This window comes from Microterricola pindariensis, from assembly GCF_002936985.1.
In the GTDB taxonomy this organism is placed as follows: Bacteria; Actinomycetota; Actinomycetes; order Actinomycetales; family Microbacteriaceae; genus Microterricola; species Microterricola pindariensis.
This window is the reverse complement of the sequence record NZ_MPZN01000006.1, coordinates 40178-56905: the sequence shown is the minus strand read 5'-3', so window position 1 is coordinate 56905 and position 16728 is coordinate 40178. Positions and strand designations below refer to the sequence as shown.

Genomic DNA, 16728 nt, shown 5'->3' with positions numbered 1-16728 from the left:
GGTCGCGCGGCTACAGGCCCTGCGCCAGGCGGTAGTAGGCCTGGTTCCAGCGCAGCTGCCGGCCGAACTCGCGCAGCTCGGTCGACTCGTCGATGACGAGCAGCTCGGTGCCGGCCATCTCGGCGAAGTCCTGGAACACCTCAATGCCGACCGCCGTCGACATCACGGTGTGGTGGGCGGCGCCGGCGGTCAGCCAGGCGGCCGCGCTCGTGGCGAAGTCCGGCGCCGGCTTCCAGACGGCTCGGCCGACGGGGAGGTTCGGCAGCGGGGCGGTCGGCTGCACCACCTCGACGACGTTGGCGACCAGGCGGAAGCGGTCGCGCATGTCGCTCAGCGCGACGACGACGGCGGGGCCGGAGTCGGCGGTGAAGACCAGGCGCACCGGGTCCTCCTTGCCGCCGATGCCGAGCGGGTGCACTTCGAGCGTCGGCTTCTGGGTGGTCAGCGACGGCGAGACCTCGAGCATGTGGGCGCCGAGGATCAGCTCGTTCCCCGGCGTCATGTCGTAGGTGTAGTCCTCCATCAGCGAGGCGCCGCCGGGCAGGCCGGCACCCATCACGTTCGCGACGCGCACCAGGATGGCGGTCTTCCAGTCGCCCTCCGCGCCGAAGCCGTAGCCGTCGGCCATCAGCCGCTGCACGGCCAGGCCGGGCAGCTGGCGCAGCGCGCCCAGGTCTTCGAAGGAGGTGGTGAAGGCGCTGAAGCCGCCCTCCTCGAGGAAGGCGCGCAGCCCGATCTCGATCGCGGCGCCGTAGCGCAGCGACTCGTGCCGCTCCCCGCCCCGACGCAGCTCGGGGGCGACGGTGTAGAGCTCCTCGTACTCGGCGACGAGGGCGTCGATCGCCGCGTCGGACGCCGCGTGCACGGCATCCGCGAGCTCGTTCACGCCCCAGGTGTTCACCTGCACGCCGAAGCGCAGCTCCGCCTCGGTCTTGTCGCCCTCTGTGACGGCGACGTAGCGCATGTTGTCGCCGAAGCGGGCGAGCTTCATGCTGCGGGATGCCGCCCAGCCGGCGGCCGCGCGCTGCCAGCCGCCGACCTGCGCGGTGACGGCCGGGTTGCTGACGTGGCCGACGACGGTCTTGCGCACCACGCCCAGCCGGGTCTGGATGTAGCCGAACTCCCGGTCGCCGTGGGCGGCCTGGTTGAGGTTCATGAAGTCGAAGTCGATCTCGCCCCACGGCAGCTCGACGTTGGCCTGCGTGTGCAGATGCAGCAGCGGCTTGGCCAGCGCGTCCAGGCCGTGGATCCACATCTTGGCTGGCGAGAAGGTGTGCATCCAGGCGATGACGCCGATGACGTTGTCGGCGGCGTTCGCCTCGAGGGCGAGCCGGCGGATCGAGTCGGAGTCCTTGAGCACGGGCTTCCAGACGACCTTCACGGGCACGTCGCCCGCGGCGTCCAGCGCGCCGGCGATCTGCTGGGACTGGCTGGCGACCTGGCGCAGCGTCTCCTCGCCGTAGAGGTTCTGGCTGCCGGTGAGGAACCAGACTTCGTAGTGGTCGAGCGAGGTGGTGAGTTTCGGCATGCGGTGCTCTGACATCAGGCAATGGCTCCTTGGGGTGCTTGTCCGTAGACGTTCTGGTAGCGGGTGAAGAGGGAGTCGATCGCCTCCTGGGCGAGCGGGATGAGCGGTCCGCCCTGCCGGGCGATGTGCACGGTGCGGGCGACGTCCTCGACCATGACGGCGGCCTTCACCGCGTCGCGGGCGTCACGGCCGATCGTGAACGGGCCGTGGTTCGCCATCAGCACGGCGCGCGAGCGGTGGCCGCTCAGCGTCTCGACGATGCCGCGGCCGATCGAGTCGTCGCCGATGATCGCGAACGGGCCGACCGGGATCGGGCCGCCGAATTCGTCGGCCATCGCGGTGATGACGCACGGGATCTCCTCGCCGCGCGCCGCCCAGGCGGTGGCGTAGTCGGAGTGGGTGTGCACGACACCGCCGACCTCCGGCATGTTGCGGTAAACGTAGGCGTGCGCGGCGGTGTCGCTGGAGGGCGAGCGCTCGCTGCCCGGGGTGCCGGCGATCACGGCGCCGTCCAGGTCGCAGAGGATCATGTTCTCCGGCGCCAGGTCGTCGTAGGCGACGCCGGACGGCTTGATCACGAAGAGGTCGGCGCCGGGCACCCGGCCGGAGACGTTGCCGCCGGTCCAGATGACGAGGCCGTTGCGCACGAGCTCCCCGTGCAGCGCGGAGACGTCCTGGCGCACGGCCTGGATCGCGTCCTCCAGCTCCGGGTCGAAGCCGGCCGGGTCGAAGACGGTCATGCCGCGGCCTCCTGCGTGTCGGCGTCGGTTGCCACGGCGTCCCGCTTCAGCGCACGCAACCGGTGCATCACCTCGTTGCCACCGCGCCCGAAGTAGTCGTGCAGCAGGGTGTACTCGGCGAACAGCGCGTCGTAGGCGTCGGCGGATGCCGCGTTCGGCCGGTAGACGTCCTTGTTCAGCTTGCCCATCGCCTGCCCGGCCGCGAGCACGTTCTCGTAGGCGCCGGCGGCGACGGCGGCGTGGATGGCCGAGCCGAGCGCGGGGCCCTGTTCGCTGGCGATGGTCGAGATCGGCATCCGCAGCACGTCGCTGTAGGTCTGCATCAGCTGCGGGTTCTTCAGCAGCCCGCCGGCCACGATGAACTCGGTGACGGGAACGCCGCTGGCGTTGAAGGTCTCCACGATGGTGCGGGTGCCGAACGCGGTCGCCTCCAGCAGCGCCCGGTAGACCTCCTCCGGCCGGGTGGTGAGCGTGGTGCCGAGCACGACACCGGAGAGCTCGTGGTCGACCAGCACCGAGCGGTTGCCGCTCTGCCAGTCCAGGGCGATCAGGCCGTGGGCGCCGACCGGCTCCCGGTAGGCGAGGTCGGTGAGGTACTGGTGGATGCTGGTGCCCGCGGCATCCGCCGCCGCGACGTAGCCGGCGGGCACCTGGTTCTTGACGTACCAGGCGAAGATGTCGCCGACGCCGGACTGGCCGGCCTCGTAGCCGTAGAGCCCAGAGACGATGCCGCCGTCGACGACGCCGCACATGCCGGGCACCTCGGCGAGGGTGTCGGAGTTCATCACGTGGCAAGTGCTGGTGCCCATGATGGCGACCATCTGGCCGGGCTGCACGGCCTGCGCGGCCGGGGCGGTGACGTGCGCGTCGACGTTGCCGACGGCCACGGCGATGCCCTCCGGCAGGCCCGTCCAGGCCGCCGCCTCGGCGCTCAGCGTGCCGGCGGCGTCACCGAGCTGGCCGATCCGGTGCTCGAGCTTGTCGCTGACGAAGCCGGCGAAGTCGGGGTTCAGTGCGGCGAGGAAGTCGCGCGACGGGTATTCGCCGTCCTGCCAGATGCCCTTGTAGCCGGCGGTGCAGGCGTTGCGCACGTACTGGCCGGTGAGCTGCCAGACGATCCAGTCGGCCGCCTCGACCCAGTGCTCCATCGCCGCGTAGACCGCGGGGGCCTCCTCGAGCAGCTGCAGCCCCTTGGCGAACTCCCACTCGCTCGAGATGAGGCCGCCGTAGCGCGGCAGCCAGGACTCGGCGCGCGCCTCCGCGAGCTCGTTGATGCGGTCGGCGTGCGGCTGCGCCGCGTGGTGCTTCCACAGCTTCACGTAGGCGTGCGGCTGGTCGGCGTAGGCGGGCAGCTCGCTGAGCGGCGTGCCGTCGGCGAGCGTCGGCACCATGGTGCAGGCGGTGAAGTCGGTGCCGATGCCGATCACCTGCGCCGGGTCGATCCCGGCCGCGGCGACGGCCGCGGGCACGGCGCTTCGCAGCACGGCGACGTAGTCGGCCGGCACCTGCAGCGCCCAGTCGGGCGCGAGGGCGATCGGGGCGCCGGCTACCGCGGCCGGGCCGGCGGTCAGCGCGGTGTCCATCACGGCGTGCGGGTAGTCGAGGGTGGCGGAGCCGAGCTCTGCGCCATCGGAGACACGCACGACAACGGCGCGGCCGGAGAGGGTTCCGTAATCGACGCCGATGACGTACTGCTCGGCGGTGCTCTGCTCTGGGCCGCTCGTCTCGGCGGGGGAAGTGCTGCTCGTGCTCACGCGGGTGCTCCTTTGCTGGCCGCTCACGGCCTCGTTTACAACGTTGTAAACGTAGCAGCCAGAACGCCGAGCGTCTAGGCGAACCCTGATAGCTTGGTGACTCCCACCCACGCCGACGGAGGAGCACCATGGCCGCAACGCTCTCCGACGTCGCCCAGCTCGCCGGCGTCTCGATCAAGACGGTCTCCAACGTCATCCACGACCACCCGAACATCCGGCCGGCCACCAAGCAACGCGTGCTCGACGCGATCGCGGCCGTCGGCTACCGGCCGAACCTGACCGCGCGCAACCTCCGCTCCGGCCGCACCGGCGTCATCAGCCTGGTGCTGCCGACGCTGCGGAACCCCTACTTCGCCGAACTGGCCGAGGCCGTCATCGAGGCGGCCGAGCGCGAGGGGCTGTCGGTGCTGATCGAGCAGTCCCGGGGCGCGGATGCCGGGGCGCGCGCCAGCACGGCGCAGCTCGTCGACGGCATGCTGTTCAGCACGCTCGGCAGCGAGGCGGAGGACACCGGCCTCTACGCCCAGCTCCCGGCCGGCCCCCACTCCCCCGTCGACCACGTGACAATGCGCAACACCGAGGCCATCCGCGCCGCGACCGAGCACCTGCTCGCGCTCGGCCGGCGCCGGATCGTCGCGCTCGGCGCCCGGCCCGGCGACACCTCAGGGGCGGGGAGCCTGCGCCTGCTCGGCTACCGGCAGGCGCTGGCGGCCGCCGGCCTGGACAGCCGGCCCGAGCTCGAGCGCGCCGTGGAGTCCTGGACCCGTTTCGACGGCGCCGCCGCGACCGAGGCGCTTCTGAATTCCGGCACCCCGTTCGACGGCATCGTTGCGTTCAACGATGCGCTCGCGCTCGGCGCCCTGCGCACCCTCGGGCAGCGCGGCATCCGCGTGCCGGAGCAGGTGTCGGTGATCGGTTTCGACGACCTGGACGACGCCCGCTACTCGCTGCCGGCACTGACGACCATCAGCCCCGGCCGCGAGCAGATCGCCACGCTGGCCGTGCAGATGCTGGCCGAGCGCATCGCCGAGCGGGGCGAGCCGCTGCCGGCCCGCACCATCACGGTGCCGTTCGCTCTGGTCGAGCGCGAGTCGACCGCGCAGGCATCCGCCGACTGACCCACAGACGCCCGGTGAACCCTGAACGGGTGCTGCCGGACAAGCCGCAGGCATGGCAGGCTGTGTCGGATACTGAAGGCCGACGAGGACGTCGATGTGCTCCTCGGGGGGATCGAGGAGCGCGCTGGGCCGGATGCAGGGGCAGAGCGCACACGATCGATGCCCGCATCCACGGCGTGGCCGCCCTCGACCTCTCCGAACTCGACCGAATGCCGGCGCAAACCGGCGCATCCTGGGGGATCTGACACCGTGCCAACCATGACCGACGCACTCACCACCAAGCTCGACGCCGCCGCCACGCGGGCCGCCGCCCACCGCCTCACCGGCGCGGTGCTCTGGCGGGTGGAGCGCACCGACTCCGACTGGTCGTGGACGTTCGGCGAGCAGGACCAACCGATCTTCATCGCCAGCATCACCAAGCTGTACACGACGGTGCTGGTGCTGCGCCTCGTCGACGCCGGCCTGGTCGATCTGGACAAGCCCGCCGCCGACTACCTGCCGGCCGGCACCATGCAGGGCCTGAACACCCACGGCGGCGTCGACCACGGCGGCTCGATCACCGTGCGCCAACTGCTCAGCCAGACCAGCGGCCTCGCCGACTACTTCGAGGGGCCGGGCGGGTTCCTCGCCGAGTCGCTCGCCGGCGATCTCGCCTGGACGCCGGACGAGTCCATCGAGCGCACTCGGCGGATGCCGGCGCGCTTCGCCCCCGGCACCAGCCGCGCGCACTACTCCGACACGAACTTCACCCTGCTCGGCCTCGTGATCGAGCAGGCCGGCGGGCAGAGCTATCGCGACGCGCTGGACACGCAGATCTTCCGCCCGCTCGGCCTCGGCAACAGCTACCTCTTCGACCGGGACACGATGCAGCGCTACGACGAGGTCGCGCCGTTCTTCTCGAAGGGCCGGCCGCTGCGCCTGCCGCTGACGCTCGCCTCCTGCGGCTCACAGGGGGCGATCGTCTCCACGCTGCCCGAGTGCACCCGCTTCCTGCGCGCGTTCCTCGGCGGGGAGCTGTTCGACCCGCACTGGCTGCCCCAGCTGACCGCGCAGACGAACTCCGTCTTCGGCCCGCTGCGCTACGGGCTCGGGGTGATGCAGTACACCCTGCCGCGGGTGTTCTCACCGCTTGACCCGATGCCACGGCTCGTCGGGCACTCGGGGTCGATCGGCTCGGTGCTCTACTACGCCCCCGAGAAGCACCTCGTGATCGCCGGCACCGTCAACCAGATGGACAAGCGCCAACTCTCGCACCAGGTGCTCGCCCGCATCGCCTCACTGGCCGCGCGCGACTGAGGCTGCCGGCGCGAGTCGCGAAGCTCCGCTCAGCCCGCGCGCAGATAGCGCCAGGGCAGCTCGCGCATGTCCAGCCGGTTGCGCGGGCCGGGCGCATCAATCCGCGCGGGGTCGGCCGCATCCTGGCCGTACGCGACATCCGGGGGCCACACGGTCATGCCCCCGCCCGGCAGCATGCGTGTGGCGAACTCCGCCCGCTCGCTCCCCCGGGCACGCTGCAGCAGTGCGGCGACGGATGTCGCACCGAGCAGCCCGTGCAGCGTGAGCCAGGTCGGCGGGAAGAGCCGCAGTTCACCGCGCGCGTGCTGCGCGAGCGCGGCATCCGGGCTCAGCCAGCGGTGGCCAACGGCCTCGTCCGGCGCCACGGTGATGGGGCCCGCTGGAGCCGCGGCGAGCCAGAACCAGGTGCGCAGGCGTTTCGGCGCCTCCCGAGGCGGGTGCCAGCGCGAGAGCGGCGCGAGCTGCGCCGCCTGCAGCACCAGGCCCGTTTCCTCACGGGTCTCGCGAACGGCCGCGCGCCGGCTCGCCGCTTCCTCCTCGGTCAGTGTGAGCTCCAGAGGCCCGCGCCCAGCCGGGCCGTGCCCGGCGGGAAGCTCCTCGGGGTCGACGGCGCCGCCGGGGAAGACCCATGCTCCGGCGAAGCTGCCCCGGTCGTGCGGACGCTCGAGCAGCAGCACCTCGACGCCGGGCGCACGCTGCGCTCCCGCGCGCAGCAGCACGACGGTGGCGGCCAGCCCGGTCACACCCGCCGGCGCCGTGCGATCGTTGGTCTTCATGGCCGTCTCCCTCGACCGCCCCACCCTACGACAACCGCGCGGGGCACACAGCCCGATGGCGCATCTCGGCCATAGGATGCGACGAGACAGTCGAAGGATTCATGCATGGACGCCACGAGAACGAGCCGCCTCACCCGGCGGCTGCGCGCGCCAAACCCCGGCCCGATGACCCTCGACGGCACGAACAGCTACCTGATTCGGGGCACGGATGCCGCGGCATCCGTGCTCGTCGACCCGGGCCCGCTGGACGAGTCCCACGTGGCCGCACTGGTGGCATCCGGCCCGATCGAGCTGATCCTGGTGACCCACGGGCATGCCGACCACACCGCGGCCAGCGCGCGCCTGGCCGCGCTCACCGGGGCGCGCGTCCGGGCGTTCGACGCCGACTACTGCATCGGCGGCGCCCCGCTGCGGGATGGCGAGCGGATCGCGGCGGCCGGCACCGAGATCGTCGTGCTGCACACGCCGGGCCACACGGCCGACTCGTTGTGCTTCCTGCTCCCGGAGGACGCGGCCGGCGACGCGGACTCCGCCGGCGCCGACGCCGGCGCCGGCTCCGGCTCCGTGCTGACCGGCGACACGATCCTCGGTCGCGGCAGCACGGTCATCGCCCACCCGGACGGCACCCTGGGCGAGTACCTGGCGTCGCTGGAGCGACTGGTCGCCCTCGGCCCGGCGCTCGCGCTGCCCGCCCACGGGCCGACGCTGCCAAGCCTCGCCGAGGTCGGGGCCCAGTACCTGGAGCACAGGCGGAGGCGCCTGGACGAGGTGCGCGCCGCGCTGGCGACCCTCGGCGTCGACCCGGCGGATCCGCAGCCCGCGGAGCTCACGGAGCGCGTCACCGCCCTCGTCTACCCAGACGTCGACCCCGCCATCCTGCCGGCGGCCCATGCCGCCGTGCGCGCCCAGCTCGCCCACCTGGCCGCCGCCTCGGCGCGCTGACGCCTCTCTCAGTGGATGAAGGCCTTGAGCAGCATGATCCCGACCCCGAGCGCGGCGGTCAGCAGCGCGCCCACCACCCGTGGGGCCTGCCGCCGCGTCCGGCGGGCGACGGCCAGATAGCCGAGCACGCCGAGCAGCACGACGTCGACCCAGAGCGCCGCCCAGACGGCGGCATCGTCGCTGAGCACGCCGACCGTGCCGAGCAGGATCACGCCGAGCGGGATCAGCGCAGCGGCGAGCAGGCCCCAGGAGCGCTGCACGCCGTGCGCGATCAACTTGCGCACCGACACCGCGTCGTCGCCCCCGGTCGCCCCGAAGCCGCCGACGACCTCGGCGAAGATATGCGCGATCCAGAATACGATCACGGTGCCAAGCACCTTGAGGAATACATCGATCGACGCGTCGGACTTCTGCCCCGTGACGATCACCATCGCCGACACCAGGATCACGCCGTAGACGGCCGATTCGGTCACCACCGAGCGGGCGAAGCCGCGCACCCCCGTCGCGTCCGCGCGCTCGCGCACCTCGAGCTCGTTGCCGCCCATCCGACACCCCTCTTCCTTGCAGCGATCCTAGGGCGTCCTCGGCCGGGAACGACAAAGGGCCCGCTCCATCCAGAGCGGGCCCCTCGTCCGACGGCCCCGCCGAGGCGGGGCCGTTGCACTACTTGATCAGCGCGAAGCCGGCGTTCCAGCCGATCTTCTCCTGCACGGCGAGCGTGAGCTGCAGGAACCCGATTGCCTCCAGCTCGCGGGCGCGGGCGAGAGCGCCGGCGTCGACGGAGGCGACGCCTCCGGCCTGCAGCACCGAGCCGAGCAGCGCCTTCGCGTCTGCGCTGTCACCGGCGATGTGCACGGTGGTGGCGGCGTTGCCGCCGACGGTGTTGCCGGCCAGGGTGGCGGCGAAGTTCGTGTTGAAGGCCTTGAGCACGCTGGAGGCGGGCAGCGCCTCGGCGATGACCGCGGCGGCCGAGCCGTCGGCGGGTACGACGAGCGAGTCGAAGGTCTCGAAGTTGAGCGGGTTGGTGATGTCGACGACGACCTTGCCGGCGAGCTTGTCGCCGTGCGCGGCGATGACGTCGGCGACGGCCGGGTAACCGACGGCGAGCACGACGATGTCGCCGTTGATCGCGGCGTCCGCGTCACGCCCGATGAACTCGACATTGTTGCCGCCGGCCGTCACGATGCCGCCGATTGCGGTGCCCATGTTGCCGTTTCCGATGATGCTGACCGTGGTCATGTCTCTCCTGCAATCTGCGCCGGGGCGCTTTGGTTGTTCCAACAAGTAAAACCATAACCCCATTTACTTGTTGCGTCAACTATTGCCGCGACAAGCGGTAGACTGGGGGCATGACCGAGCCAGCACGCAGCACCAGCACGGCCGGCCCGCGCCCGATGAACGACGACGAGGCCGCAGCCTGGCAGCGCCTGATCGCGGTCGTCGAGCTGCTGCCTCCCGTGCTGGACGCCCAGCTGCTGCGCGACGCCAAGCTCACCCACTTCGAGTACATGACGCTGATGGCGTTGGCGTCCGCGCCGGGAGAGGCCATGCGGATGACGGCGCTGGCCGCCAGCACGAATGCCACGCTCCCCCGCCTCTCGCACGTCGTGCGCCGGCTCGAGGAGCGCGGCCTCGTCGAGCGCTTCCCGTGCCCGGAGGACCGCCGGGCCACGAATGCGCGCATCACGCCGGAGGGCCTCGCCCTGCTCGACGCCGCGGCGCCCGGCCACCACGACACCGTGCGCAGCACCGTGCTCGACGCGCTCAGCGCCGAGCAGCTCGACCAGCTCTACGCGATCGCCGGCTCGCTGCTGGAGCGGCTCGACCCGGACGGCCGGCTCACCGCCACGGCTTGCCACCCGGCCAAGGCGCTCGACCCCGCGCCGTAACTGGGCCGCTCGAGCCCGGGCAGCCCGGGGGTTTCGACAAACTCAACCGCGGGGGCCGCTCAACCAGCGGGGGCCGCTACTCGGCGGGGCGCGACTCCCCGGCCTCTGAGGCCTCGGCCTCGGCCGCGGACGCCGCATCGACGGCATCCGCGATCTCATCGGCGATGAGCAGGTCGGCGCGCACGTGCTCGGTGCGGTACGCGGCACGGCCGATCATGTGCGCCGTCATCGGCTGCGTCATCATCTGGAAGCCGAGCACCAGGATCAGCGTCGAGGCGACGCCCCAGCTCGGGTTCAGCAGCCAGATGGCGACCACGATCGCCGCCACACCGAGAATCTGCGGCTTCGTCGACGCGTGCAGGCGCGAGAGCACGTCGGGGAAGCGCAGGATGCCGATGCCGGCAGCCATCGACAGGAAGGCGCTGAGCAGGATGAGCACACCGGCGAGGATCTCGTTCATGATGCGTCCTGCTTGGACATGAAGCGGGCGATGCTGATCGAGCCGACGATGGCGAACATGGCCAGCACCAGCAGCACGGGCAGCGTGTCGGTGTGCCGGTTGATGGCCATCTCGGCGCCGAGCGCGCAGATGGCGATCGCGAGCATGACGTCGGCGGCCAGGGCCCGATCCAGGATCGACGGCCCGCGAATGATCCGGTAGACCGCGCAGAGCGCGCCGATCCCGAACATCACTCCGGCCAGCACGGCGACAATCATGAGGAACGACATGTCAGTCTCCCTTCCGTCTCGCGCCGACGGTTCCGACGCCGCCCTCGCGCTCTCGGCGGTCCGCACGGATGCCGTCGGCCTCGTCCTTCGCGCCGATCGCCAGCACGATGCGCTCCTCCGTGCCGAGCACATCGCGCCGGATTCTGTCGATGTCCTCCGGGGTGCGCGTGCCGAGGGCATGGATGTAGAGGATCGCGTTCTCCCGGTCGGCGTCGATTACCACGGTGCCGGGGACGAGCGAGATCGAGACCGCGGTCAGGGTGATGACGAGGTCGCTGCGCGTGTGCAGCTTGATCGCGAGGATCGAGTTGATCGGGTGGTACCGCGGGTTGATCGCCAGCCAGGCCACGTGCAGTGAGGCGAAGGTGATGTCGGAGATCATCCGCCCGACGAAGATCAGCAGTCGCCACGGGTTCAGCCGCCCGCTCAGCGCGATCGGCGGCAGGTAGAACACGCGGGTGACGAACAGCGCCAGCAGCACGCCGGTCACGACGCTCATCACCGTGATCTCTTCCCAGAGCAGCAGCCAGAGCGCGACCAGGATGACGAGCAGGGGGAATTGGCGCCACAGGTTCTGCCGGTGTGTCTGCTCCGTCTCGGGGAAGGCCGGCCCGCTGGGCACACGGCTGGTCGGGATGACGCCGCCGCGCATGGGGGCCGGGTTCGATGGGTTCTCGTTCTGTGCCTCGGTCACTGCACACCCCCAGGGAAGACGGTGTCGATGTAGAAGGCCGGGGTCTTCAGGTCTTCTGCAGCCCGCTCGGCAATGCCGAACAGCGGTCCGGCGAATACCGTGAGCGCCACGGTCAGCGCGACCATGCCGGCGGTCACGGCGAGCATCGTGGCAGGCACCGTGCGGGTCTTGACCGCCACCGAGGCGTCCGGGGCCTCCGGGGCCTCCTGCAACGACTCGATCAGCACCGACTCGTAGCCCTTGAGCTCGCCCTTGCCGCGCCAGAAGGCCATGTTCCAGAACCGGGTGAGCGCGTACAGGGTGAGCAGGGAGGTGATCGCACCGGCAGCGATCCCGATCCAGACGAGCGGGCTGGGCGCCGCGGCGCCGGCCATGAATAGGCCGACCTTGCCGATGAAGCCAGAGAAGGGCGGGATGCCGCCGAGGTTCAGCGCCGGGATGAAGAAGAGGATGGCGACGAGCGGCGAGGCCTTGAGCAGGCCGGCCAGCCGGTTGATGGAGGTGGCGCCGCCGGTGCGCTCGATGAGTCCGGTCGTGAGGAACAGCGTCGTCTGCACGGTGATGTGGTGCACAACGTAGTAGATGGTCGCGGCCAGGCCCAGCGTGGTGGCCAGCCCGATGCCGAACAGCATGTAGCCGATGTGGCTGACCAGGGTGAACGAGAGCAGTCGTTTGATGTCGGCCTGGGCGAGCGCGCCGAGGATGCCGACGATCATCGTCAGGCTGCCGATCACCAGGAACAGCGCGCTCAGATCGTGCCCGGCGAAGAGCACCGTCTCGGTACGAATCAGGGCGTAGACCCCCACCTTGGTGAGCAGGCCGGCGAACACGGCAGTCACCGGCGCGGGCGCCGTCGGGTAGGAATCCGGCAGCCAGAAGGAGAGTGGGAACACCGCGGCCTTGATGCCGAAGCCGATCAGCAGCAGCACGTGCAGCACCAGTTGCACGTCGGCCGGGAGCTCTCCGAGCCGCACGGAGAGCTGGGCCATGTTGACCGTTCCCGTCGCGCCGTAGATCAGCGCGATGGAAGCCAGGAAGAACAGCGAGCTGACCAGGCTGACGATGATGTAGGTGACGCCGGCGCGGATCCGCTCACCGGTGCCGCCGAGCGTGAGCAGCACGTAGCTCGACGCGAGCAGCACCTCGAAGCCGACGTAGAGGTTGAACAGGTCGCCGGCGATGAAGGTGGTGAAGACTCCGGCAGAGAGGATGAGGTAGCTGGGGTGGAAGATCGACACCGGCGTCTCGCGGTGGCGGTCGGCGACCCCCTGGCCGATGGAGTAGATGAGCACGCCGAGCAGCATGATCGCCGAGATCAGCAGCATGATGGCCGAGAGCCTGTCCACCACGAGGGCGATGCCCCAGGGCGCCGCCCAGCCGCCGACGGCGACGACCGCCGGGCCGTTCTGGTCGATGAGGGCGATCTGCACGGCGCTGATCGCGACGGTGGCGGTCAGCGCGGTGCTGCTGATGGCCACCTGCAGGCGCGGCTGGCGCCCGAAGATGACGGTGAGTGCGGCCGCGATCAGGGGGATCAGGACCATGAGCGGGATGAGCTCTGGCATCAGCTGCTCCCGTCTCGCGGTGAAGTGTCGTCTGTCCCGTCGCGCCCAGCCTGCTCGCTGCGCTGCACCTCGATCGGGGAGGTGTCCGTCGGCACATCGAGCGCGGTGAGCTCGGCGAGCAGCTCTGCGGCATCCGTGTCGGCGTCACGTGCGGTGTCGTCGACGTCGCCCGTCGCGTCGAGGTGCTCGTCACTGGCGTCGAGGATGGCGTGGATGGCGGTGTCGTCGTCCTCGGAGCGGCGCAGCTCCGCGGCGGAAGCCAGCGCGTCCTCGAGGTCTTGCTCTTCATCGTCGATGAGGTCGCCCTTGGCGCCCAGCTGGGCGAGCCACCAGGAGCGGTAGATGAGGGCGAGCATGAAGGCGGTGATGCCGAGGTTGATGACGATGGCGGTGAGGATCAGGGCTTGCGGCAGCGGGTCGGAGATGTCGGCGGCATCCACTCCGTCGTTCATGATCGGGCCCAGGCCGGGCCGCCCGCTCATCAGGAACAGCAGGATGTTGGTGGCGTTGCCGACCAGCAGGAAGCCGATCAGCACGCGAGTGAGGCTGCGCTCGAGCATGACGTAGACACCGGAGGCGTACATCACGGCCATCAGCAGGATGAGGGTCATCGAGGCGTTCATCGGGATCCCCCCTCTGCTTGGTTTGGCTTGGCCGGGTTGGTGTCTGAGGTGCTCGGCCGCGCGTACTCCGCGTCTTCCTCGTCGTCCTCCTGGTCTTCCTGCTGCCGGTCAACCTCGCTGCCGAGGCTGCGCAGGATGTCGAGCACGAGACCGAAGACCACCAGGTAGACGCCGATGTCGAAGATCGTCGAGGTGCCGATCGAGATCTCGCCGAGCACCGGGATGCTCGCCTCGAACCACGAGGACTCCAGCACCTGCAGCCCGAAGAACATCGAGCTGAGCGCGGTTCCGACGGCCAGCAGCAGACCCGTTCCGAGCAGCTTGCCTGCATCGATGGGCACGGCCTCTGCCAGCTCGTAGCGGCCTCCGGCGAGGTAGCGCGCCACCAGCGCGAGACCGGCCAGCAGCCCGCCCGCGAAGCCGCCGCCCGGCTGGTTGTGCCCGACGAAGAGCAGGTAGATCGAGACGATGATGGCCGGGTGGAAGAGCAGGCGAACGAGCACCTCGATGATGATCGAGCGGTTCTGCGGTGAGAGCGTGCGGCCGGCCAGGAGCCAGGTCTGGCGGGAGACGGCGCTGCTGTTGAGCACGGGGCGGTTGCGTCGCTCGCCGCCGCCCTCCATGCGCTCGACGGGCGCGGCCCGGCCCGAGATGAAGACGAGGCTGGCGACGCCGGTCGCGACGGCGACGAGCACCGCGATCTCGCCCATGGTGTCCCAGGCCCGGATGTCGACGAGCATGACGTTGACGATGTTCTTGCCGTGCGCCTCCGCGGCCAGTGCGGGCAGCTCGGCCGAGATGGATGCCGCCTCGCGGGCGCCGAGGGCGATCACCGCGATCACGGCCATCACGGTGCCGGCGAGGATGCCGAGGGCCGCGCGGAGGCCCTTGCGCACGGCCTTGTTGCGCGCCGCGATCTGCTGCGGGAGGCGGCGGAGCACGAGCACGAAGACGACGACGGTGAGCGTCTCGACGAGCGCCTGGGTGAGGGCGAGGTCGGGGGCACCGCCCATCGCGAAGAGCAGCACGAGGCCGTAGCCGGTGACCCCGACCAGCAGCACCGCGGTCATGCGGTGGCCGGCGATGGCGGCGCCGATCGCGGCCATGCCCATGACCAGGGCGATGAACGGCTGGACGGCGTAGTCCCAGGGCACGACGCCCTCCGGCCACGAGCGGTTGAGGGCGGCGGAGAGGCCCAGGCCGAGCACGAAGACGCCGATGATCACGGCCAGGTAGGCCGGCAGGCCGCCGCGCTGGATGCGCGTGGTCAACGCGGCCGCGAAGCGGTCCAAGGCGCGCATGAACTGCACGTACTCCCGCCCGGCGTCCACGGCCTGCGGCAGCTTGGCCTGCAAGCGGGCGACCTGGCGGCGACGCCGCATCAAGACGAACCCGAGCAGCAGCACGCCGGCGGAGATGGCCAGCGCGGGCTCGAAGCCGTGCCAGAGGGCCAGATGCTGCTCGTGCGGGCCGGGCAGGGTGTCTGCGTATGGCGCCACCAGGGCGTCGACCGTGCCGGCGGCGACACCGCCGCCGATCGTCGCGAGCGAGAGCACGAGCGGGGCCGTCAGGATGCCGAAGCCGGTGTTGTGCAGCTGGATGGCGCCGACGTCCGCCTTGGTCGAGAACGCACCCCAGATGAAGCGCAGGCTGTAGGCGACGGTGAGCACGGAGCCCAGCACAACGCCGACGAGGGCGAACCAGGCCCAGAACTCGCTCTGCCCGGCCCCGCCCGAGGTGGCCTCGAGGAGGGACGCGAAGACGCTCTCCTTGGCGACGAAGCCGAGCAGCGGCGGAAGGCCGGCCATCGATGCGACGGCGATCGACGCGATCACGGCCAGCACGGGCATCCGCCGGCCCAAGCCGGAGAGCTTGCGCCAGTCCCGGGTGCCGGTCGCGTGGTCGATGATGCCGACCACAAGGAACAGCGTCGCCTTGTAGAGGGCGTGCGCGAGCAGCAGCGCGGCGCCGGCCAGGGCAGCGTCCCTCGTGCCGAAGCCGAGCATGATGGTGAGGAAGCCGAGCTGGCTGACAGTGCCGTAGGCGAGGATCAGCTTGAGGTCGTACTGGCGCATGGCACGCCAGCCGCCGACGAGCATCGTGAGCACGCCGATCGTGACAAGGAGCGGTTGCCAGAGCGGCTGATCCGCGTAGCCGGGGGCGAAGCGGGCGATGATGTAGATGCCCGCCTTCACCATGGCGGCGGCGTGCAGGTAGGCGCTGACCGGGGTGGGAGCGGCCATGGCGGCCGGCAGCCAGAAGTGGAACGGCACGAGCGCACTCTTGCTGAGCGCGCCGAGGAGCACGAGCACGATCGCCACCTGGCCGAGGGTGCCGCCGACCGGGTTGGCGACGATCTCGGTGATCGACGTCGTGCCGCTGGCCATGACGAGCATCACAATGCCCACGAGCATGGCCAAGCCACCGAAGGTGGTGACGGTCAGTGCCTGGAGCGCCGCACCACGGCTGGACTTGCGGCCGGTGTTGTGGCCGATGAGCAGGTAGGACAGAACGCTCGTGGCCTCCCAGAACACGAACATGACGATCACGTCGTCGCTCGTGACCAGGCCGTACATCACACCGGCGAAGGCCAGCAGGAGGGCGGCAAAGCGCCCGAGGCCTGGCTCGTCGTCACTGAAGTACCGGGCGCAGTAGGCGAGCACGAGCGCACCGACGCCGGTGACGATCAGGGCGAGCAGCAGCGCGAGCGGATCCATCCGGAAGCTGAGCTCAATGCCAAGCTGGGGAATCCATGGGAATGTCTCGGTGACCGGTGTGCCGGCCAGGACGCCGGGCGCCTGGGCGAGAGTGATCCCGAACAGCGCCGCGGGGGCGAGGGCGATCAGCCAGAACACGCGCGCCTTCAGCCACCGCGTGAGCAGGGGGGTGGCGATGGCCAGGATTCCAACCGCCACAAGAGAGAAGATCATCAATCTCCCCTGCCTGGTCGCGGTTTCGTCAAGAATACCAAGCCTCGGCAGTGCTGTTTTGCAGAGGCTTCGCAGCATCCTCGCTGCGGCGACTCAGGGTGCGATCCGGGACATCCCCCATTTGCGGGGCACCGCGGCGCGGCT

General features: G+C 70.6%; 16 protein-coding genes. 4 read left to right on the top strand and 12 right to left on the bottom strand.

Annotated features, from left to right (window positions below; translation table 11 throughout):
- Positions 1 to 10: 10 nt before the first annotated feature.
- Genes araA through araB form a run of 3 tightly spaced genes read right to left on the bottom strand, consistent with a single transcriptional unit; the run spans position 11 to position 4022 of the window.
- The gene (gene araA, locus GY24_RS03380; RefSeq protein ID WP_104474394.1) at positions 11 to 1528 is read right to left on the bottom strand and encodes an L-arabinose isomerase; all 1518 of its coding nucleotides are present in this window, start codon (positions 1526 to 1528) and stop codon (positions 11 to 13) included.
- Between the two features lie 14 nt (positions 1529 to 1542).
- A complete protein-coding gene (locus GY24_RS03375) occupies positions 1543 to 2268 on the bottom strand; it encodes an L-ribulose-5-phosphate 4-epimerase (protein WP_104474365.1) in 726 nt (241 codons plus the stop codon).
- Entirely contained in the window at positions 2265 to 4022 is a 1758-nt protein-coding gene (gene araB, locus GY24_RS03370) for a ribulokinase (RefSeq protein ID WP_104474364.1), read from the bottom strand. The genes GY24_RS03375 and araB overlap by 4 nt, the downstream gene beginning before the upstream one ends.
- Before the next feature lie 128 nt (positions 4023 to 4150).
- Between araB and GY24_RS03365 the strand changes: the two genes are divergently transcribed.
- Both GY24_RS03365 and GY24_RS03360 read left to right on the top strand, forming a co-directional pair.
- A complete protein-coding gene (locus tag GY24_RS03365; RefSeq protein ID WP_104474363.1) occupies positions 4151 to 5140 on the top strand; it encodes a LacI family DNA-binding transcriptional regulator in 990 nt (329 codons plus the stop codon).
- Positions 5141 to 5398: 258 nt separating this feature from the next.
- Positions 5399 to 6436: a serine hydrolase domain-containing protein gene (locus GY24_RS03360; protein ID WP_104474362.1), complete on the top strand. Its 1038-nt coding sequence runs from the start codon at positions 5399 to 5401 to the stop codon at positions 6434 to 6436.
- 29 nt (positions 6437 to 6465) lie between these two features.
- Here the strand turns inward: GY24_RS03360 and GY24_RS03355 are convergent, their stop codons facing one another.
- Positions 6466 to 7212, bottom strand: coding sequence for an NUDIX hydrolase (locus GY24_RS03355; RefSeq protein WP_104474361.1), 747 nt, complete (start codon positions 7210 to 7212; stop codon positions 6466 to 6468).
- 105 nt (positions 7213 to 7317) lie between these two features.
- Here GY24_RS03355 and GY24_RS03350 point away from each other — a divergent pair, with 105 nt between their 5' ends.
- The gene (locus tag GY24_RS03350; RefSeq protein WP_104474360.1) at positions 7318 to 8154 is read left to right on the top strand and encodes an MBL fold metallo-hydrolase; all 837 of its coding nucleotides are present in this window, start codon (positions 7318 to 7320) and stop codon (positions 8152 to 8154) included.
- 8 nt (positions 8155 to 8162) lie between these two features.
- Here the strand turns inward: GY24_RS03350 and GY24_RS03345 are convergent, their stop codons facing one another.
- Positions 8163 to 8699 (bottom strand): hypothetical protein, encoded by a 537-nt coding sequence (locus GY24_RS03345; protein WP_104474359.1) that lies wholly within the window; start codon positions 8697 to 8699, stop codon positions 8163 to 8165.
- 118 nt (positions 8700 to 8817) lie between these two features.
- A complete protein-coding gene (locus GY24_RS03340; RefSeq protein ID WP_104474358.1) occupies positions 8818 to 9393 on the bottom strand; it encodes an NADPH-dependent F420 reductase in 576 nt (191 codons plus the stop codon).
- A gap of 110 nt (positions 9394 to 9503) precedes the next feature.
- Here GY24_RS03340 and GY24_RS03335 point away from each other — a divergent pair, with 110 nt between their 5' ends.
- Positions 9504 to 10043, top strand: a complete 540-nt coding sequence (locus GY24_RS03335; RefSeq protein ID WP_233279174.1) for a MarR family winged helix-turn-helix transcriptional regulator — start codon at positions 9504 to 9506, stop codon at positions 10041 to 10043.
- A gap of 76 nt (positions 10044 to 10119) precedes the next feature.
- Here the strand turns inward: GY24_RS03335 and mnhG are convergent, their stop codons facing one another.
- The 6 genes from mnhG to GY24_RS03305 are packed head-to-tail and all read right to left on the bottom strand — an operon-like array spanning position 10120 to position 16584.
- Positions 10120 to 10503 (bottom strand): monovalent cation/H(+) antiporter subunit G, encoded by a 384-nt coding sequence (gene mnhG / locus GY24_RS03330; RefSeq protein WP_104474357.1) that lies wholly within the window; start codon positions 10501 to 10503, stop codon positions 10120 to 10122.
- Positions 10500 to 10772, bottom strand: a complete 273-nt coding sequence (locus GY24_RS03325; RefSeq protein ID WP_104474356.1) for a monovalent cation/H+ antiporter complex subunit F — start codon at positions 10770 to 10772, stop codon at positions 10500 to 10502. The genes mnhG and GY24_RS03325 overlap by 4 nt, the downstream gene beginning before the upstream one ends.
- 1 nt (position 10773) lies before the next feature.
- Complete coding sequence (locus GY24_RS03320) at positions 10774 to 11466, bottom strand: Na+/H+ antiporter subunit E (protein ID WP_156786404.1); 693 nt, start codon at positions 11464 to 11466, stop codon at positions 10774 to 10776.
- A complete protein-coding gene (locus GY24_RS03315; protein WP_104474355.1) occupies positions 11463 to 13031 on the bottom strand; it encodes a Na+/H+ antiporter subunit D in 1569 nt (522 codons plus the stop codon). The genes GY24_RS03320 and GY24_RS03315 overlap by 4 nt, the downstream gene beginning before the upstream one ends.
- On the bottom strand, positions 13031 to 13654 hold the full coding sequence (locus GY24_RS03310) for a sodium:proton antiporter (RefSeq protein ID WP_104474354.1): 624 nt from the start codon (positions 13652 to 13654) through the stop codon (positions 13031 to 13033). The genes GY24_RS03315 and GY24_RS03310 overlap by 1 nt, the downstream gene beginning before the upstream one ends.
- Entirely contained in the window at positions 13651 to 16584 is a 2934-nt protein-coding gene (locus GY24_RS03305) for a Na+/H+ antiporter subunit A (protein ID WP_104474353.1), read from the bottom strand. The genes GY24_RS03310 and GY24_RS03305 overlap by 4 nt, the downstream gene beginning before the upstream one ends.
- Positions 16585 to 16728 lie beyond the last annotated feature (144 nt).

Excerpts from the sequence above, each read along its gene's own strand:
- GY24_RS03305 (WP_104474353.1), bottom strand. The coding sequence starts at position 16,584 with ATGATCTTCTCTCTTGTGGCGGTTGGAATCCTGGCCATCGCCACCCCC.
- GY24_RS03355 (WP_104474361.1), bottom strand. The coding sequence starts at position 7,212 with ATGAAGACCAACGATCGCACGGCGCCGGCGGGTGTGACCGGGCTGGCC.
- araA (WP_104474394.1), bottom strand. The coding sequence starts at position 1,528 with ATGCCGAAACTCACCACCTCGCTCGACCACTACGAAGTCTGGTTCCTC.
- GY24_RS03360 (WP_104474362.1), top strand. The coding sequence starts at position 5,399 with ATGACCGACGCACTCACCACCAAGCTCGACGCCGCCGCCACGCGGGCC.
- GY24_RS03345 (WP_104474359.1), bottom strand. The coding sequence starts at position 8,699 with ATGGGCGGCAACGAGCTCGAGGTGCGCGAGCGCGCGGACGCGACGGGG.
- GY24_RS03375 (WP_104474365.1), bottom strand. The coding sequence starts at position 2,268 with ATGACCGTCTTCGACCCGGCCGGCTTCGACCCGGAGCTGGAGGACGCG.
- GY24_RS03310 (WP_104474354.1), bottom strand. The coding sequence starts at position 13,654 with ATGAACGCCTCGATGACCCTCATCCTGCTGATGGCCGTGATGTACGCC.
- GY24_RS03315 (WP_104474355.1), bottom strand. The coding sequence starts at position 13,031 with ATGCCAGAGCTCATCCCGCTCATGGTCCTGATCCCCCTGATCGCGGCC.
- mnhG (WP_104474357.1), bottom strand. The coding sequence starts at position 10,503 with ATGAACGAGATCCTCGCCGGTGTGCTCATCCTGCTCAGCGCCTTCCTG.
- GY24_RS03350 (WP_104474360.1), top strand. The coding sequence starts at position 7,318 with ATGGACGCCACGAGAACGAGCCGCCTCACCCGGCGGCTGCGCGCGCCA.
- GY24_RS03325 (WP_104474356.1), bottom strand. The coding sequence starts at position 10,772 with ATGTCGTTCCTCATGATTGTCGCCGTGCTGGCCGGAGTGATGTTCGGG.
- GY24_RS03365 (WP_104474363.1), top strand. The coding sequence starts at position 4,151 with ATGGCCGCAACGCTCTCCGACGTCGCCCAGCTCGCCGGCGTCTCGATC.
- GY24_RS03335 (WP_233279174.1), top strand. The coding sequence starts at position 9,504 with ATGACCGAGCCAGCACGCAGCACCAGCACGGCCGGCCCGCGCCCGATG.
- GY24_RS03340 (WP_104474358.1), bottom strand. The coding sequence starts at position 9,393 with ATGACCACGGTCAGCATCATCGGAAACGGCAACATGGGCACCGCAATC.